Genomic DNA, 16,963 nt, shown 5'->3' with positions numbered 1-16,963 from the left:
TGGTAGACTCCGCCGCCATTATGATCCGACTTCAAAGCCTAACATTACAGCGTGGCCCGCAACGTCTTCTCGAAGACGCCGAGCTGACCCTGCACGCCGGTCACAAAGCCGGCCTGATCGGTGCCAACGGCGCCGGCAAATCCACGTTGTTCGCCCTGTTGCTGGGTGAGCTGACCCCGGATTCCGGGGACTGCTTGCTGCCGGCCGACTGGCGCATCGCCCATATGCGCCAGGAGATCGACACCCTGGACCGTATCGCGATCGACTACGTGCTCGATGGCGACCTGCGCCTGCGCCAGGTGCAACACGACCTGGCCGAGGCCGAGAAAGCCCAGGACGGCGCCGCCCAGGCCCGCCTGCACTCGGAACTCGACAGTGCCGACGGCTACACCGCCGACGCCCGCGCCCGCAAAATGCTCGCCGGCCTTGGCTTTACCAACGAACAGATGGACCGCCCGGTTGCTGACTTCTCCGGCGGCTGGCGCATGCGCCTTAACCTGGCCCAGGCCTTGATGTGCCCCTCGGACCTGTTGCTGCTCGACGAACCGACCAACCACTTGGACCTCGATGCGATCCTGTGGCTGGAAGACTTCCTCAAAAGTTACCAGGGCACCTTGCTGCTGATTTCCCACGACCGGGATTTCCTTGACGCCGTGGTCGACAACATCGCCCACGTCGAACAGAAGAAAATCACCCTCTACCGTGGCGGCTACACCGCGTTCGAACGTGCCCGTGCCGAACGCTTGGCCCAGCAGCAGCAAGCGTTCGAGAAGCAACAGGCGCAGCGTGCGCATATGGAAAGCTACATCGCCCGCTTCAAGGCCCAGGCCACCAAGGCCCGCCAGGCCCAAAGCCGGATCAAGGCCCTGGAGCGCATGGAGGAGTTGTCGGCGGCCCATGTCGATTCGCCGTTCGACTTCGTGTTCCGCGAATCGGTGAAGATCTCCAGCCCGTTGCTGGATCTTTCCGATGCGCGCCTGGGTTACGGCGACAAAACCATCCTGGAAAAAGTGAAGCTGCAGCTCACGCCGGGTGCGCGCATCGGTTTGCTTGGCCCCAACGGCGCGGGTAAGTCGACGCTGATCAAGAACCTGTCCGGTGAGCTTTCGCCCCTGGCCGGCCGACTGACCCGAGGCGAGAACACGGTGGTGGGTTACTTCGCCCAGCATCAGCTGGACTCTCTCGATTCCAAGGCCAGCCCGTTGCTGCACCTGCAGCGCCTGGCGCCGACCGAGCGCGAGCAGACCCTGCGCGACTTCCTCGGCGGTTTCGACTTCCGTGGCGCGCGCATCGACGAGCCGGTGCTGAACTTCTCCGGCGGCGAAAAAGCCCGCCTGGCCCTGGCATTGATCGCCTGGGACCGTCCGAACCTGCTGCTGCTCGACGAACCGACCAACCACCTGGACTTGGAAATGCGCCTGGCGCTGACCATGGCGCTGCAGGAGTTCAGCGGCGCGGTACTGGTGGTGTCTCACGATCGCCATTTGCTCAAAAGCACCACGGATAACTTCCTGCTGGTGGCGGACGGCAAAGTCGAGGAATTCGACGGCGACCTGGACGACTACGCGCGCTGGCTGACGGACTACCGCCTGCGCAACGCGCCGGTCAGCAACACCCCGGTCAACCCGGACAAGACCGACAAAAAGGCCCAGCGCCAAGCCGCCGCCGCGTTGCGTCAGCAACTGGCGCCGCACAAGCGTGAGGCTGACAAGCTGGAAGCCGAGTTGGGCAAGGTGCATGAGCGCCTGGCCAAGATCGAAGCCAGCCTCGGCGACAGCGCCGTCTACGAGGCCGCCCGCAAGGATGAGTTGCGCGACCTGCTGGCCGAACAGGCCAAGCTCAAGGTGCGTGAAGGGCAATTGGAGGAGACCTGGATGGAAGCCCTCGAATTGCTCGAAACCCTGCAAGCGGAGCTGGAGGCGCTGTCCTGATGGAAGCGTTGCAGTTGCCGATACCGACGCAGTGGGTCGAGCCCGTGTGGGTTGGCGTGCAAATCCTGCTGATCCTGCTGGCGGGTTACCTTGCCCAGCGTTTTGTCGCCAAAGGCCTGACCCGGCTGGGTGAGCGTTACCCGTTCCCGCCGCAGCTGCTGATGCCGCTGCGCGGTGGTCTGCGCTGGCTGATCATGGGCAGTGCGCTGATCTTTGTGCTGGGGCGCCTGGGTGTGTCCGCCACGGTGTTGTGGACGGCGTTGTCGGGGTTTGTCGCGGTTGCCGCTGTGGCGTTCTTCGCCATGTGGTCGGTACTGTCCAACCTGCTGTGCGCCATTCTGATCTTCACCGTCGGGCCGTTTCGCCTGGGCGATATCGTCGAGTTGGTGGATACCGTCGACAAACCGGGGGTGAAGGGGCGGGTCGTGGCGATCAACCTGCTCTACACCACGCTGGTCGAAGTGGCAGAGGCCGGTACCGACAGCGCAATGGTTCAAGTGCCCAACAGCCTGTTCTTTCAGCGCTCTGTGCGGCGTTGGCCCGGTACTCACGTGTTTCCGGGCGACCGCTAGTATTCACATCTTGTAAAAAACTATAGCCAGCCTTTGGTCGGCGGAGTTAGCTTAAGGCACAACAGCAAACTCCCTCTTGAGGTGTGCAATGGCACTTGATACGTGGCTGGCCTTTTTCCTGGCCAGTTGGATCATCTCCCTTTCCCCCGGCGCCGGCGCCATCGCTTCGATGTCCAGCGGCCTGCAATACGGCTTCCTGCGCGGCTACTGGAACGCCATCGGCCTGCAACTGGGGCTGGCGATGCAAATTGCCGTCGTCGCTTGCGGCCTGGGTGCCATCCTGGCGACATCTTCCACCGCGTTCTATGCGATCAAATGGTTTGGCGTGGCGTACCTGGTGTACCTGGCCATCAAGCAATGGCGCGCCTTGCCCATGGACATGACCGATGACGCCGCTGTGCGCCCGATCGGTAAGCCGATGGCGATGATGTTCCGTGGTTTTCTGGTCAATGCCAGCAACCCCAAGGCTTTGGTGTTCATGCTGGCGGTGCTGCCACAGTTCGTGAACCCGCAGGCGCCGCTGCTGATCCAGTACCTGATCTTGGGTGCAACGATGATCTGCGTCGACATGGTGGTGATGGCGGGGTATACGGGGTTGGCGTCGAAGGTGTTGCGCCTGTTGCGCACGCCTAAGCAGCAGAAACGCATGAACCGTACGTTTGCCGGGTTATTTGTCGGCGCTGCGGGTTTCCTGGCCAGCTTGCATCGCGCAACGGCGTAAACCGCACGCCAACTGAAGAAACCGAATCAAAAATGTGGGAGCGGGCTTGCTCGCTCCCACATTGGTTTTGTGTTGGCAGTGAGTTCTAGGCTCAGCGCAAAATCTTCGGTGCTTCATCCCTTGGCAGGTTGTTGCGTAGCGGCGGCTTGCCGGGGTCTTGATACCCGCCACCCAACTGTTCCGCCAACTGCCGCGCCACATCCTCACCCAGTGCTTTCGATACTTCCTTCACCACACGCGGCCGGTTCAGGCTCACGCGTACATCGCGGCTGTTCACCAGCTTGGTGTCCTGGCCTTCACCCATGGCGGTGAACGCCGAGGTGATCTCGTAGGTGCGCGTATTGATCAGGCTGAAATCCGCCACCAACGTCAGGCCCAGTACGGCCGAGTAGCTGTTGGTGTGGTCCAGGGCGTTGATGTCCTGGGTGAAGTCGATGTCCGACAGGGTGCCGAACAGTACATAGTCGGCGCCCTTGAAGTTACCGGCCTTGATGCGCTTGATCACGTCGTAGACGTCACCCTTGGCATCGGCGGTGTAGGGCGTGCCCTGTACCAGCTGGAACTGACGCGACTTGAGGATCTCGCCCTTGATGTCACCGCTGAATTTGCGCAGCTCGGTCTGTTCGATATAGCTGGTACGGCTTTCGTACTCGCTGTAGTTCGACGCACCGCTGGCGTGGTGGCTGCTTGCCTGGAAGTTGTTGCTGGCCGATACCTGGTGGATGTATTCCTCGACCCGCGCCTCGTAGGCCAGGTCGGTCACCGCGATCTTCGGGGCGGCCGAGGCGCCAAAGGCGCACAACAGGCCGATCATGCCGATCCATGCACGCATTGCTTAGCGCTCCGTGGTCTTGCGAATTTCTTTTTCGTCCATCCATTCGGCCAGGCCGCTCTCGACGTCCACCAGTTGCAGGCTGAATTTGTAGAACACGTCCTTGTAGTCCGAGCTGCGTTTGACGATGGAGCTGATGGAGCCTTCCAGGCGGTACTTGGCGGCGACCATGTTGCCGGTCTTGCTGACGGTCGACTTCTTGTACAGGCCGCTCTGGTTCTGCAGCTTGAGCTGGTCGACCTGGCTCTGCATGTCGGTGTTGTCGCTGGCGAAGCGGGCGGTGCCGGTCTTCATCAACTGGGTCTTGATCGACGTGGTGATCTCGCGAGTGTCGATGTACTCGCTGGTCTTGTTCTTCACGTCATACACCTGCACCACCGGGCGACCCTGCAAGATGCCGGATTGGGCGAGGGAGCGGGTCATGCTTTCGGCGATCATCTGCAGGTCGGTGGAGCCGAACTCGTTGGTGACTGTTTCTACGGCCTTGGTATCGCCGTAGCTGATGTTCTTGCTGCCCAGTACGGGCGAGGTGTTGGAGCAGCCGCTGGCCAGCAGGGCAACGACAGCGAGCATCGAGAAGCGTGCAAACATGGGGAATTCTCTCTGAAACGTAAAAGGGGAACGGCTCAAGGCGTCTTCACTTCAAGGCGGAAGTCCGCCGCCTGGGGCAGGTTGGCAATGGCCGGCAGGAAGGTCGCCTGGTTGGCGTACAGGCTCAGCACTTTCCAGGTTTCTTCGTCGCCTACCGGGAAGCCGTCGGCGCCTAGCCAGGCGAAGCGGTAATACATCGTCTGGTTGCTGCTGGTGATATTGCTCAACTGCACCTTGGCGGTGAGGAAGCCGTTCTCGCGCGCAACGCGGATGGCGCCGACGGCGATGCCTTTGAATTTGCCCATCACCACGATTTTGCTTGCGGCGCTGCCAGGCTCCGGGGGTGGCGGGGTGGCGCAGCCGGCCAGCAGGACCAGCGCCAAGGCGCCGAGGATAAAATGACGCATAGCGTGCTCCTTAAGGTTGTTTGAGGGCGATGGCCTGGTTGGCGGTGCTCGGCACCACATGAGCGGCCAGGCCACCAGCGAATACCTGGTTACCCACCACACGCAGCGTGATCACCTGGTAACGCTGGTCAGCCTTGACCGTCACCAAGGTGCCGCCCAGGGCGTTGGGCAGGCTGACTTGATGCTCGCCGTGCTTGAGGCGCAGGCGCGTCACCTGGGTCATGTTCGGCAGGGTGCGCCAGGTGCGGGTGTCGGCACCTTCGGTGACCGCCGAGGCGATACCCAGCACCAGGCCCGCCATGGGGTTGGTCTTGTTCAGGTTGTTTTGCGCCACGCCACGGCTGACCGCACGCACCGTGGTACGCAGGATGATCCCCGGCATGTCATCGCGCAGGGCACGGCGGGACATGGCCGTAGTGCTGTTGAGTGCCGTGAGGTTCCGTTGCTGGCCGTCGACGCCGATCTGGGCGAAGGTCGCGGTGGACGTGTCGGCCTTGATCACCGGGAACGACAGCGGGGTGATCACCAGGTTGCCGTTGATCGGGATCGGAATCGGCAGGCGAATCGAATCGCGGGCCGGCGCCAGACCGCTCTGCACCACGATCAGCACGTCGGTTTCATCGGCACCGACCTTGGATTTGTCCAGGTCCAGCAAGGCCTGTTCAAGTAATAGTGTGTTGGGGCGCAACTCAGCCGCCTTACGGTAACCGGGGGCCGCCAGATCTTTTTCGCCCAGGGCTTCGTAGACGAAACCGGCCAGGTAATGGCTGAACGCACTCTGGTAACTGTTCTTCAGACCGACCACTTCCGGCGCGTCGAGGGCTGCTACCGGATAGCCGCGCAGGTCTTTCATCTGGGTGGTCACGCCTTCACGCTCGGCTTCGTCCTCGCGCTTGAGGTATTCCTTATCCCGCAGGTCCGCGATCACCGCTTCGCGTTCGTGGGTCTTCTTGATCTCGGTGCGCGCGCCATCGAAGTCGTTCAAGGCCAGCAGGTTCAGGGCCATCTGCGTGGTCAGCATGACCTTCTCGTAGTCATAGCCTTCGTAGCGCCGCACCTTGTCGTTGGCGAGGAAACTGCCGAACTGGGCCAGGTATTTGGCGCTGTCGAACTTGACCGTCTCTTCCCATTTGTAGACCTGCAAATCAGCACTGCGCCACGCGGTCTGACTCCCCGTCAAATCACCCTTGGCCCGCAGCAACTCACCCTTCTCGAAGAAATAGAGCAAGTCTTTGTCTTCACCGCTGTTGTTCTTCTCCAACAGCGTCAACGCCGCGTCGACATTCCCGGTGGCCAATTGCTGATTGGTAGCCTGCAACTCGGTGTCATAGCTGCGGAACATCGAACAGCCCGACAACAACGTTACCGCCGAGAGCGCAAGCAAAGGTAAAGCGCGAAATGCCATGCAGCCTTCTTCCCTGAAAGTAGTAACCGATGTGGTAATTCCTCATAAAAACGAGGAACGAAATTCCCTTTCGCACTAACAGGGCGCGGCATTATAAGCACCATTACTGGCAAAACAATGGCTATTTGCCCGACGAAGTCGCCCAATGCGCCACCAGTCCGCTTCTAAAAATGCTTCGCTTTTACCAACGACAAATCACTTACGCCTTGAGTCAAATCCCTTAAGCCCTAACAATGTGTTACTTCGTATTTCCATTTGAGATTCGTTCATGACTGCCCCCTTCCGTTTTCTCGCCTGGCTGATGCTGCCGGCGTTGATGTCGTGCAGCTTCAACCTGCTGGCTGCGACAGCCGAGGGCGCGCCACAAGCCCTGCATTTGCTGGACTACATTGGCGCTGACTATCCTCCGACGGTGGAGGCGGGCAAGGTTATCGATGAATCCGAATACCGCGAACAGGTGGAGTTTCTCGGGGTGTTGCAAGGGCTGGTGGCAGAGTTGCCTCAGCGCCCGGAGCGCGCGGCGTTGGTCAAAGGTGTCGATGAACTGTTAGCGGCTGTAACTGCCCATCAGGACGGCGCAACGGTTGCTCGGCAAGCCCGCCAATTGGGTGCCCAACTGGCCGTGGCCTATGAAGTCAGCCAGGCCCCGGCAATCACCCCTGATCCAACGCGAGGTGCGCCGCTCTACGCCCAGCATTGCTCGGTGTGCCACGGCACCGCGGGCGCCGGTGATGGCCCGGCCAGCGTCGGTATGACGCCGCCACCGGCCAATCTGCGCGACCCTGTGCGCCTGGACCGCTTGAGCCTCTATGCGATCTACAACACTCTTGGCCTGGGCGTCGAAGGCACCGATATGCCGTCCTTCGCTGATCAACTGGACGACCGTCAGCGCTGGGACCTGGCCACCTACATCGCCGGCTTCACCGCCGACCCGGCCGCGGCGAAAAGCGAGCAACCGTTCAACCTCGCCGACCTGGCGCGCCAGACTCCGAACGAAGTCCTGGCCGCCGACGGTGTAGCTGCCGCTACGACATTCCGCGCCCAGCGTGCGCAACCGCCGCAGGTCAAGCGTGGCCCGGCGCAGCTACTCGACTACACCGCCACCACCCTCGACAAGAGCCTGGCCGCGTTCCGCAACGGAGACCACGAACAGGCCTACGACCTGTCGGTAGCCGCCTACCTGGAAGGCTTCGAGCTGGTGGAAAGCTCTTTGGATAACGTCGACGCCAACGTGCGTAAGGACACCGAGAAGGCGCTGATGGCCTACCGGCAGTCGTTGCAGGACGGTTTGCCGGTCGAGCAGGTGCAGCAGCGCCTGGATGTGGCCAAAGGCAAACTCACCGAATCCGCCGGCCTGCTGGGCAGCGATGGCCTGAGTTGGTCTCTGAGCTACATCTCGGGCCTGCTGATCCTGCTGCGTGAAGGCCTGGAAGCCATTCTGGTGCTCGCCGCGATCCTCGCGTTCCTGCGCAACACCGGCCAGCAGTCGGCGGTGCGTAGCGTCAACGTGGGCTGGGGCCTGGCGCTGTTGGCGGGTCTCGCCACCTGGGCGTTGGCCGCGTATGTGATTGACGTGAGCGGCGCCCAGCGTGAATTGCTTGAAGGCTGCACGGCGCTGTTTGCCAGTGTGATGGTGCTGTGGCTCGGCGTGTGGATGCACGACCGCCGCCACGCGGCCGCCTGGCAGGACTACATCAAGAGCAGCCTGGTAGGCGGCGGTGGGCGTTTCGGCTTTGCGATGCTGGCGTTTTTCTCGGTGTACCGCGAGCTGTTCGAGGTGATCCTGTTTTACGAAACCCTGTGGCTGCAAGCCGGCCCGGCTGGACACAACGCCGTGCTGGCGGGCGGTGCGACGGCGCTGGTGCTGCTGGTGGGCCTGGCGTGGGCGATTCTGCGCGGTTCGGCCAAGCTGCCGCTGGCGCTGTTCTTCGGTATCAATGCGGCGTTGCTGTGTGCGCTGTCGGTGGTGTTCGCCGGGCATGGCGTGAAGGCGTTGCAGGAAGCCGGCATCTTCGGTACGCGGCCGGTGGCGTTCTTTGACTTCGACTGGTTGGGCATCCACGCCGATGCGTACTCGCTGAGTGCGCAGGCTGTGGCGATCCTGGCGATTGTGGTGCTGTATGGTCGCAGTCGGTTGGCCGAGAAACGCCGAGTGGCGGCCTGACATGCGCGTGTGGATCGATGCCGACGCCTGCCCTCGGGCAGCCAAGGACCAAGTGGTGAAGTTCGCCCTCAAGCGTCAGTTCGAGGTGGTGCTGGTGGCCGGGCAAAGCCAGATCAAGCCGAGCTTTGCGTGTGTGAAGCTGATTGTGGTGCCCAGCGGCCCGGACGCGGCGGATGACTACCTCGTAGAGCACGCGCTGCCTGGTGAGTTGGTGATCTGCAGCGACGTGCCCTTGGCCGACCGCCTGGTGAAAAAGGGCGTCACCGTCCTCGATCCACGGGGCAAGGAGTTCAGCCCGGCGAACATGAGCGAACGCCTGGCGGTGCGTAACCTGTTCACGGATCTGCGTGAACAGGGCCAGATGGGTGGGGGACCACCGCCTCACGGTGAAAAAGAAAAGCAGGCGTTTGCCAATGCCCTGGACCGAATCCTCACGCGCCTGATGCGCCAACCCTGACCTGTGGCGAGGGAGACTCCTCGCCAGCATTGGTGATCAGTCGTTTTCGTGGGTGAGTTCCAACACCCGGTCCACCAGCTTGTTGATCCCCGAAGCGACCTCGCTGATGCTCTTGCCAAGCATATAGGCCGGCGTGCTCACCAGTTTGCGCGCCTTGTCCTCGACGATATCTTCCACCGTGCACTCTTGGTGGGTAGCGCCCATCTTGTCCAGTGCGGCGGCGGTGTCGGCGCAGTTACCGATGGTGCAGGTCACGCCCGGGCCATAGATCTTCGCCGCCAGGGCCGGTGAGATGCAGATCAGCCCCACCGGCTTGCCCGCTTCGGCAAAGGCCTCGGCCAGCTCCAGCACCTGTGGGTTGACGCTGCAGCCTGCGCCTTCCACGGCAAAGTTCGACAGATTCTTCGCCGCGCCAAACCCGCCGGGCACGATCAGCGCATCAAAATCTTCGGCATTGGCTTCGCGGATGTCTTTCACATCACCGCGGGCAATTCGGGCCGACTCCACCAGTACGTTGCGCGACTCGTGCATTTCTTCGCCGGTGAGGTGGTTGATGACATGCAGTTGCGCAATGTTGGGGGCAAAACATTGGACCTGAGCGCCGCGCTGGTCCAGGCGCAGCAAGGTGATCACGCTTTCGTGGATCTCTGCGCCGTCGTACACGCCGCAGCCGGAAAGGATCACTGCAATCTTTTTGCTCATGGGCATTTCTCCTGGGGTCTTGGCGTTAAATGTCTACTAATTTGTCATCTGTTGCCAATGGGATCTCGTGTCGCTGCACCTAATCTTGATGTAACAAAATCAGACCGGACCAGACCATGGACTTCGTGCCTTACGCGGTACCGTTTTTCATCGCCTTGATCGTGGTAGAGCTGCTTGCTGACCGCTGGCGCGGCGAGCGCAACTACCGGGTGGCGGATGCCATCAACAGCCTCAGCACCGGCGTGCTGTCTACCACCACAGGGCTGTTGACCAAGGGTGTAGGGATTTTGACCTACGCGTTCGCTCTCAAACATCTTGCATTGATTGATCTCCCGGCCCAAAGCGTCTGGACCTGGGTATTCGCCTTTGTGTTCTACGACTTCTGCTACTACTGGCTGCATCGCATGGGCCATGAACGCAACATCCTGTGGGCCGCGCACTCGGTGCATCACCAGAGTGAGGACTACAACCTCAGCACCGCCCTGCGCCAGACCAGCACCGGCTTCCTGCTGAGCTGGATCTTCTACCTGCCTCTGGCCGTACTCGGCGTGCCATTGGTGGTGTTTATCAGCGTGGCATCGCTCAATTTGCTCTATCAATTCTGGGTGCACACCCGGCATGTGCCCAAGCTCGGCTGGTATGAATGGTTTTTCGTCACGCCGTCCAATCATCGGGCCCACCATGCACAGAACGCTCTCTACATGGATCGCAACTACGGCGGGGTGTTCATTATTTGGGACCGGCTGTTCGGCACCTTCCAGGAAGAGGACGACAACGAACCGGTGATTTTCGGCGTGACCACGCCGTTGGCCAGCTGGAATCCGCTGTGGGCCAACCTGCAGTTTTATGCGCAGTTGTGGAGTGATGCGCGACGTACAGAGCGCTGGTGGGACAAGTTACGCATCTGGTTCATGCGTACCGGTTGGCGCCCGGCCGACGTGAAGGCCAAGTACCCGCTGGCCAAGCATGACCTGACCCAGTTCCGTAAATTCGAAGTGCCGCTGGATGGTCGCCAGCAGGTCTACATCGCCCTGCAATTCGCGGCGTATGTGGGTTTTGGCAGCTATTTGATGAATTTCGGCGAAGGCTTGCCCACGGCGGCGCTGATCCTGGGTTGGAGTGCCATGGCGCTGGGGTTGTTTACCTTGGGTGTGGCCCTGGAGAATCGCCCTTGGGCGCTGAGGGCCGAGCTTTCGCGGCTGGTGTTGAATGTGCCGCTGATCTGGCTGGCGCCGTTGGTTGGGCTATGGCCCGCCAGCAACCTGGGCTGGCTGGGCCTGCTGAGCTACAGCCTGCTCAGCGTGATCGGCCTCTACTGCTGTAGAAGCCGGTTTACTCGACTGGTGTCTTAGGCGTTTCGACCGGGACCGGCTCGGCCGCGAGCCGGGCCTTGGCCTCGGCGCAGGCCTCGCGGGCGATGCGTGCATTCTTGATGCGGCGGCGCAGCCACAGGCCGAAGCCCAGTAGCAGTAACGCGCCCAACACCCACAGTTCGTACTTCTTGATGCTGCCCAACATACCTTCCAGCACCGCGCCGAAGTGATAGGCCGCAGCGCCCAGGGCCAACGCCCAGATCGCGGCACCAATGCCGTTGAGGATCAGGTAGCGCAGAGGTGGGTAGCCGGACAGGCCGATCGCCACCGGCATGACCGTGCGCAGCCCGTAGACGAAGCGGAAGCTCAACACCCAGATATCCGGGTGTTTGCGGATATGCTCCAGGGCCTTGTCACCCATCAATTGCCAGCGTGGCTTGCGCGCCAACAACTTACGACCGTGTTTGCGGCCCATGTAATACCAAAGCTGGTCGCCGGCGTAGCTGCCGAAAAAGGCAACGACCACCACCAGGTTGATATCCATGTAGCCACGGAACGCCAGGAAGCCTGCGAGAACCAAAATGGTCTCGCCTTCAAAGAAGGTGCCCAGGAAGAGCGCAAAGTAGCCGAAGTCATGCAGAAATTGTTGAAGCATGGTCTGGGGTGCTGGCGAAATGAACGCGCAGCCTACGCCTTCACGAAGATTCATGAAAGTATCGAGATGTGTCACGAAGTGAACAATTCCTACGTAAATGACGAATGCGGCTACAGGTCGCATGCTTAAGCACAACTGTCATACCTTCGTCATAATGGCCGCTTATAACTGCAACGCTCGCCCGTGAACCCGGGCTCAGGAGTCTGTCGTGAGCTTTACCCCTGCCAATCGTCTGTTCCCCGCCACCCGTCTGCGTCGCAATCGTCGTGATGATTTCTCTCGCCGTCTGGTGCGTGAAAACGTGCTCACGACCAACGATCTGATCCTGCCGGTGTTTGTGCTGGACGGGGAAAATCGTCGGGAAGCGGTGGCTTCGATGCCGGGAGTGGAGCGTTTGACCATTGATCTGCTGCTTGAAGAAGCCGCCGGTTGGGTCGAGTTGGGGATTCCGGCGTTGGCGCTGTTCCCCGTCACGCCGTCTGAACTCAAGTCCCTGGATGCTGCCGAAGCCTGGAACCCTCAAGGGATCGCCCAGCGCGCCACCCGCGCCCTGCGCGAGCGTTTCCCGGAGCTTGGGGTGATCACCGACGTGGCGTTGGACCCGTTTACCACCCACGGCCAGGATGGCATTCTGGACGAAGACGGCTATGTTCAGAACGACATCACCGTCGATGCGCTGGTCAAGCAAGCCTTGTCCCACGCCGCCGCTGGCGCCCAGGTGGTTGCGCCGTCAGACATGATGGACGGCCGCATCCAGGCGATTCGCGAAGCCCTGGAGCTGGCCGGTCACGTCAATGTGCGGATCATGGCCTACTCGGCCAAGTACGCCAGCGCCTATTACGGGCCGTTCCGCGATGCGGTGGGCTCGGCGCTTAACCTGGGCAAGGCGAACAAGGCTTCGTACCAGATGGACCCGGCCAACAGCCATGAAGCCCTGCACGAAGTGGCGGCCGACCTGGCCGAAGGCGCTGACATGGTGATGGTCAAGCCGGGGATGCCGTACCTGGACATCCTTTACCGGGTCAAAGAAGAATTCAAAGTGCCGACGTTTGTCTACCAGGTCAGCGGCGAGTACGCGATGCACATGGCTGCAATACAGAATGGATGGCTGAGTGAAGGGGTGATCCTAGAATCCCTGACAGCCTTTAAACGCGCCGGGGCTGATGGCATTCTGACCTACTTCGCCGCCCGCGCCGCCCAATTGCTTAGAGAGCAACAATAGCCCTCACAGGAACATTCAATGAATACCGAAGGACTCTCAGAAGTTGCCGTAAAAGACGCTCACCCGGTGGTTGAACAAGTCACCGAGACCCCGCCGGAACATGAGCCTGCGACGCCTGCCGTGGTGGCTGAGCCGCCCGTGCCGGCCCCGGTGGCGGCGGTGACCAACCTGGATGACAGCAGCCTGTACATCCACCGCGAGCTGTCACAACTGCAATTCAACATCCGCGTGCTGGAGCAGGCGCTGGATGAGTCCTACCCGCTGCTGGAGCGCCTGAAGTTCCTGCTGATTTTCTCCAGCAACCTGGACGAGTTCTTCGAGATCCGCGTCGCCGGCCTCAAGAAGCAAATCACCTTCGCTCGTGAGCAAGCCGGCGCCGACGGCCTGCAGCCGCATCAGGCCCTGGCGCGCATCAGCGAGCTGGTGCACGGCCATGTAGACCGCCAATACGCGATCCTCAACGACATCCTGTTGCCGGAACTGGAGAAACATCAGGTCCGCTTCATCCGTCGCCGTCACTGGACCACCAAGATCAAGACCTGGGTGCGTCGTTACTTCCGTGATGAGATCTCGCCAATCATTACCCCGATCGGCCTTGACCCGACGCATCCGTTCCCGTTGTTGGTGAACAAGAGCCTCAACTTCATCGTCGAGCTGGAAGGTATCGACGCGTTCGGTCGCGATTCCGGCCTCGCCATTATCCCGGCCCCGCGCCTGTTGCCACGCATCATCAAGGTACCTGAAGAGGTGGGGGGCGCTGGCGATAACTATGTATTCCTCTCGTCGATGATCCACGCCCACGCCGATGACCTGTTCCAGGGCATGAAGGTAAAAGGTTGCTACCAGTTCCGCCTGACCCGTAACGCCGACCTGGCGCTGGACTCCGAGGACGTCGAAGACTTGGCCCGTGCGCTGCGCGGCGAGTTGTTCTCGCGGCGCTACGGCGATGCGGTACGCCTGGAAGTGGCCGACACCTGCCCGAAACACCTGTCGGACTACCTGCTCAAGCAGTTCAACCTGGCCGAATCCGAGCTGTACCAGGTCAACGGCCCGGTCAACCTGACGCGCCTGTTCAGCATCACCGGCCTGGACAGCCATCCGGAGTTGCAATACACGCCGTTCACGCCGCAGATCCCGAAACTGCTGCAAAACAGCGAGAACATTTTCAGCGTGGTGAGCAAGCAGGACATCCTGCTGTTGCACCCGTTTGAGTCCTTCACCCCGGTGGTCGACCTGCTGCGCCAGGCGGCCAAGGACCCGCATGTATTGGCGGTACGCCAGACCCTGTACCGTTCTGGCGCCAACTCGGAAATCGTCGACGCCTTGGTCGACGCCGCGCGTAACGGCAAGGAAGTCACGGCGGTGATCGAACTGCGTGCGCGTTTTGACGAAGAATCCAACCTGCAACTGGCGAGCCGTCTGCAAGCGGCCGGTGCAGTGGTGATCTACGGTGTGGTCGGCTTCAAGACCCACGCCAAGATGATGCTGATCCTGCGCCGCGAGGCCGGTGAAATCGTGCGTTACGCCCACTTGGGTACCGGTAACTACCACGCCGGCAATGCCAAGCTCTACACCGACTACAGCCTGCTGACCTCCGACGATGCCTTGTGTGAAGACGTCGGCAAGCTGTTCAGCCAGTTGATCGGCATGGGCAAGACCTTGCGCATGAAGAAGCTGCTGCACGCGCCGTTCACTCTGAAAAAGGGCATGCTCGACATGATTGCCCGCGAAACCCAGTTTGCCCTCGACGGCAAACCGGCGCACATCATCGCCAAGTTCAACTCGCTGACCGATCCGAAGATCATCCGTGCGTTGTACAAGGCCAGCCAGTCCGGTGTGCGCATCGACCTGGTGGTGCGCGGCATGTGCTGCCTGCGTCCAGGCATTGTCGGGGTGTCGCACAACATCCATGTGCGCTCGATCATCGGCCGCTTCCTGGAACACACGCGGGTGTTCTACTTCCTCAACGGCGGCGAAGAGCAGATGTTCCTCTCCAGTGCCGACTGGATGGAGCGCAACCTCGATAAGCGGGTAGAAACGTGCTTCCCGGTGGAAGGCAAGAAGCTGATCATGCGGGTCAAGAAGGAGCTGGAAAGCTACCTCACCGACAACACTCACAGCTGGAGCCTGCAGTCGGACGGCCGCTACGTGCGCAACACACCGACCGGCAACCAGAACCCGCGCAGTGCGCAGGCGACGTTGTTGGAGAAGCTGGGTAGCCCGATTTTGACTGTGAATTGAGTAGCGGTTTGTATGAGCAGGCTTGTGTGGTGAGCGGGCTTGTTGTGGTGAGCGGGCTTGCCCCGCGCTGGGTGGCGAAGCCGCCCCAATAAAAACGCCGCATACTGTCAGGCAGAATGCGGCGTTTGGTTTTAGGGCTGCTTCGCAGCCCAGCGCGGGGCAAGCCCGCTCACCACAACAAGCCCGCTCACCACAGCAAGCCCACCCCGATTGGATTGGGTTAACGCAGGTTCAGGCTGAACCCCACCCGCGTCAACCACTCGGCTTCCTGGGCAAAATCCGCCTGGGTCAGCTGGTTTTCATCCAGCCAGCCTTTCGGGAACACCACATCCAGGCTGTCGCCGTCGGCGCGCAGCGTCACCTGGGGCATTTCCTGGGTACCACGGATGTGGTGGAACAGGATCGCAAAGCGCAGCAACACACACAGGCGGATCAGCTTGATGCCTTCGTCACCGAATTCAGCGAATTTGTCCTTGGGGATGTTACGGCGATGGCCGCGCACCAGCAGGGCGAGCATTTGCTGGTCTTCGCGGGAAAAACCGGCCAGGTCCGAGTGTTCGATCAGGTAGGCGCCGTGCTTGTGGTAATGATAGTGGGCGATGTCCAGGCCCACTTCATGCACCTTGGCGGCCCAGCCCAGCAACTCGCGCCAGACGCCGTCTTCCAGGTCCCAGTCCTCGGCCACCTGGTCGAAGGCGTGCAGGGCTTTGCGCTCCACACGGGCGGCTTGTTCCAGGTCGACGTGGTAACGCTCCATCAACGAGGTGAGCGTGCGCTCACGCACGTCTTCATGGTGGTGGCGGCCCAATAGGTCGTAGAGCACGCCTTCACGCAGTGCGCCATCGCAGTGGTCCATGCGTTGCAGCTCAAGGGCGTCGAAGATCGCTTCGAGAATCGCCAGGCCGGCCGGAAAAATGGTGCGACGATCGGGCTTGATACCGTCGAAGTCGATTTTCTCGGCGTCCCCCAACTTGAACAGCTTACGCTTGAGCCATGCCAGGCCTTCGGCATTTACTTCGCCAGTGCCGTGGCCGCCGGCTTTCAGGGCCAGGCCGATGGCGCGGATGGTGCCGGACGAACCGATGGCTTCGTCCCAGGTCAGGCGGTGCAGGGCGTGCTCGATGCTCATGATCTCCAGCCGCGCCGCCGTATAGGCCTGGGCGTAGCGCGCCGGGGTGATCTTGCCGTCCTTGAAGTAACGTTGGGTGTAGCTGACGCAACCCATCTGCAGGCTTTCGCGCAGCAAGGGCTCGAATCTTTGCCCAATGATGAATTCGGTACTGCCGCCGCCGATGTCGGCGACCAGGCGTTTGCCGGGGGTGTCGGCCAGGGTGTGGGACACGCCTAGATAGATCAGGCGCGCTTCTTCACGACCGGAGATGACTTCGACGGGATGCCCAAGGATCTCCTCGGCGCGGCGTATGAATTCGCCACGGTTGCGGGCTTCGCGCAACGCGTTGGTGCCGACGATTCGCACGGCACCCAGGGGCATGCCGTTGATCAACTGGGCAAATCGCTTCAGGCAATCGAGCCCACGCTGCATGGACTCTTCATTGAGCTGGCGCTCGTCGTCGATGCCGGCAGCCAGTTGTACTTTCTCGCCGAGCCGCTCAAGGATGCGGATTTCGCCGTTCTGGGCCTTGGCCACGACCATGTGAAAGCTGTTGGAGCCCAGGTCGATGGCGGCGATCAGGGACAGATTCTTGGCTTGGGATTGCGGCATGGTAAGGGGGTCTCGGTCGATAACCCA

General features: G+C 61.3%; 15 protein-coding genes. 8 read left to right on the top strand and 7 right to left on the bottom strand.

Annotated elements, in window-relative coordinates:
* The first annotated feature begins 20 nt into the window (after positions 1–20).
* From ACP7C6_RS17645 to ACP7C6_RS17635, 3 genes are all read left to right on the top strand, one after another.
* Positions 21–1,931, top strand: a complete 1,911-nt coding sequence (locus ACP7C6_RS17645; RefSeq protein WP_028618428.1) for an ATP-binding cassette domain-containing protein — start codon at positions 21–23, stop codon at positions 1,929–1,931.
* Positions 1,931–2,503 (top strand): mechanosensitive ion channel family protein, encoded by a 573-nt coding sequence (locus ACP7C6_RS17640; protein WP_028618427.1) that lies wholly within the window; start codon positions 1,931–1,933, stop codon positions 2,501–2,503. Before ACP7C6_RS17645 ends, ACP7C6_RS17640 begins: the two co-directional genes overlap by 1 nt.
* Positions 2,504–2,591: 88 nt before the next feature.
* The gene (locus ACP7C6_RS17635; protein WP_028618426.1) at positions 2,592–3,224 is read left to right on the top strand and encodes a LysE family transporter; all 633 of its coding nucleotides are present in this window, start codon (positions 2,592–2,594) and stop codon (positions 3,222–3,224) included.
* Between the two features lie 91 nt (positions 3,225–3,315).
* On the opposite strand, the gene ACP7C6_RS17630 is transcribed toward ACP7C6_RS17635, so the two are convergent.
* The 4 genes from ACP7C6_RS17630 to ACP7C6_RS17615 are packed head-to-tail and all read right to left on the bottom strand — an operon-like array spanning position 3,316 to position 6,459.
* Complete coding sequence (locus ACP7C6_RS17630; protein WP_426109049.1) at positions 3,316–4,056, bottom strand: penicillin-binding protein activator LpoB; 741 nt, start codon at positions 4,054–4,056, stop codon at positions 3,316–3,318.
* Positions 4,057–4,059: 3 nt separating this feature from the next.
* The gene (gene lpoB, locus ACP7C6_RS17625; protein WP_028618424.1) at positions 4,060–4,647 is read right to left on the bottom strand and encodes a penicillin-binding protein activator LpoB; all 588 of its coding nucleotides are present in this window, start codon (positions 4,645–4,647) and stop codon (positions 4,060–4,062) included.
* A 35-nt stretch (positions 4,648–4,682) separates the two neighbouring features.
* On the bottom strand, positions 4,683–5,054 hold the full coding sequence (locus ACP7C6_RS17620; RefSeq protein WP_028618423.1) for a YcfL family protein: 372 nt from the start codon (positions 5,052–5,054) through the stop codon (positions 4,683–4,685).
* Between the two features lie 10 nt (positions 5,055–5,064).
* On the bottom strand, positions 5,065–6,459 hold the full coding sequence (locus ACP7C6_RS17615; RefSeq protein ID WP_426109048.1) for a COG3014 family protein: 1,395 nt from the start codon (positions 6,457–6,459) through the stop codon (positions 5,065–5,067).
* A 268-nt stretch (positions 6,460–6,727) separates the two neighbouring features.
* On the opposite strand from ACP7C6_RS17615, the gene ACP7C6_RS17610 reads away from it, so the two are divergent.
* Together ACP7C6_RS17610 and ACP7C6_RS17605 are read left to right on the top strand one after the other, a co-directional pair.
* Positions 6,728–8,623 carry an FTR1 family protein gene (locus ACP7C6_RS17610; RefSeq protein WP_426109047.1) on the top strand — a complete coding sequence of 632 codons (1,896 nt, stop codon included), beginning with the start codon at positions 6,728–6,730 and terminating at the stop codon, positions 8,621–8,623.
* 1 nt (position 8,624) lies between these two features.
* Entirely contained in the window at positions 8,625–9,080 is a 456-nt protein-coding gene (locus ACP7C6_RS17605; protein ID WP_426109046.1) for a YaiI/YqxD family protein, read from the top strand.
* Between the two features lie 36 nt (positions 9,081–9,116).
* Here ACP7C6_RS17605 and elbB read toward each other — a convergent pair whose 3' ends face one another.
* A complete protein-coding gene (gene elbB / locus ACP7C6_RS17600; RefSeq protein ID WP_426109045.1) occupies positions 9,117–9,782 on the bottom strand; it encodes an isoprenoid biosynthesis glyoxalase ElbB in 666 nt (221 codons plus the stop codon).
* Between the two features lie 116 nt (positions 9,783–9,898).
* Between elbB and ACP7C6_RS17595 the strand changes: the two genes are divergently transcribed.
* A complete protein-coding gene (locus ACP7C6_RS17595) occupies positions 9,899–11,134 on the top strand; it encodes a sterol desaturase family protein (protein WP_426109044.1) in 1,236 nt (411 codons plus the stop codon).
* Here the strand turns inward: ACP7C6_RS17595 and ACP7C6_RS17590 are convergent.
* Complete coding sequence (locus ACP7C6_RS17590; protein WP_033897595.1) at positions 11,115–11,750, bottom strand: DedA family protein; 636 nt, start codon at positions 11,748–11,750, stop codon at positions 11,115–11,117. The two genes, ACP7C6_RS17595 and ACP7C6_RS17590, sit on opposite strands and share 20 nt — an antisense overlap.
* Before the next feature lie 208 nt (positions 11,751–11,958).
* On the opposite strand from ACP7C6_RS17590, the gene hemB reads away from it, so the two are divergent.
* Complete coding sequence (gene hemB, locus ACP7C6_RS17585; RefSeq protein ID WP_068935457.1) at positions 11,959–12,972, top strand: porphobilinogen synthase; 1,014 nt, start codon at positions 11,959–11,961, stop codon at positions 12,970–12,972.
* An 18-nt stretch (positions 12,973–12,990) separates the two neighbouring features.
* The gene (gene ppk1, locus ACP7C6_RS17580; RefSeq protein ID WP_426109043.1) at positions 12,991–15,213 is read left to right on the top strand and encodes a polyphosphate kinase 1; all 2,223 of its coding nucleotides are present in this window, start codon (positions 12,991–12,993) and stop codon (positions 15,211–15,213) included.
* A gap of 220 nt (positions 15,214–15,433) precedes the next feature.
* Here ppk1 and ppx read toward each other — a convergent pair whose 3' ends face one another.
* Positions 15,434–16,936, bottom strand: coding sequence for an exopolyphosphatase (gene ppx, locus ACP7C6_RS17575; RefSeq protein WP_028618414.1), 1,503 nt, complete (start codon positions 16,934–16,936; stop codon positions 15,434–15,436).
* Between the last annotated feature and the right edge of the window lie 27 nt (positions 16,937–16,963).

The sequence above is a fragment of the Pseudomonas sp. TWR1-1-4 genome (assembly GCF_049897165.1).
In the GTDB taxonomy this organism is placed as follows: Bacteria; Pseudomonadota; Gammaproteobacteria; order Pseudomonadales; family Pseudomonadaceae; genus Aquipseudomonas; species Aquipseudomonas canadensis.
Note: the sequence above shows the minus strand (reverse complement) of the source record. Positions and strands in the feature narration are given on the sequence as shown.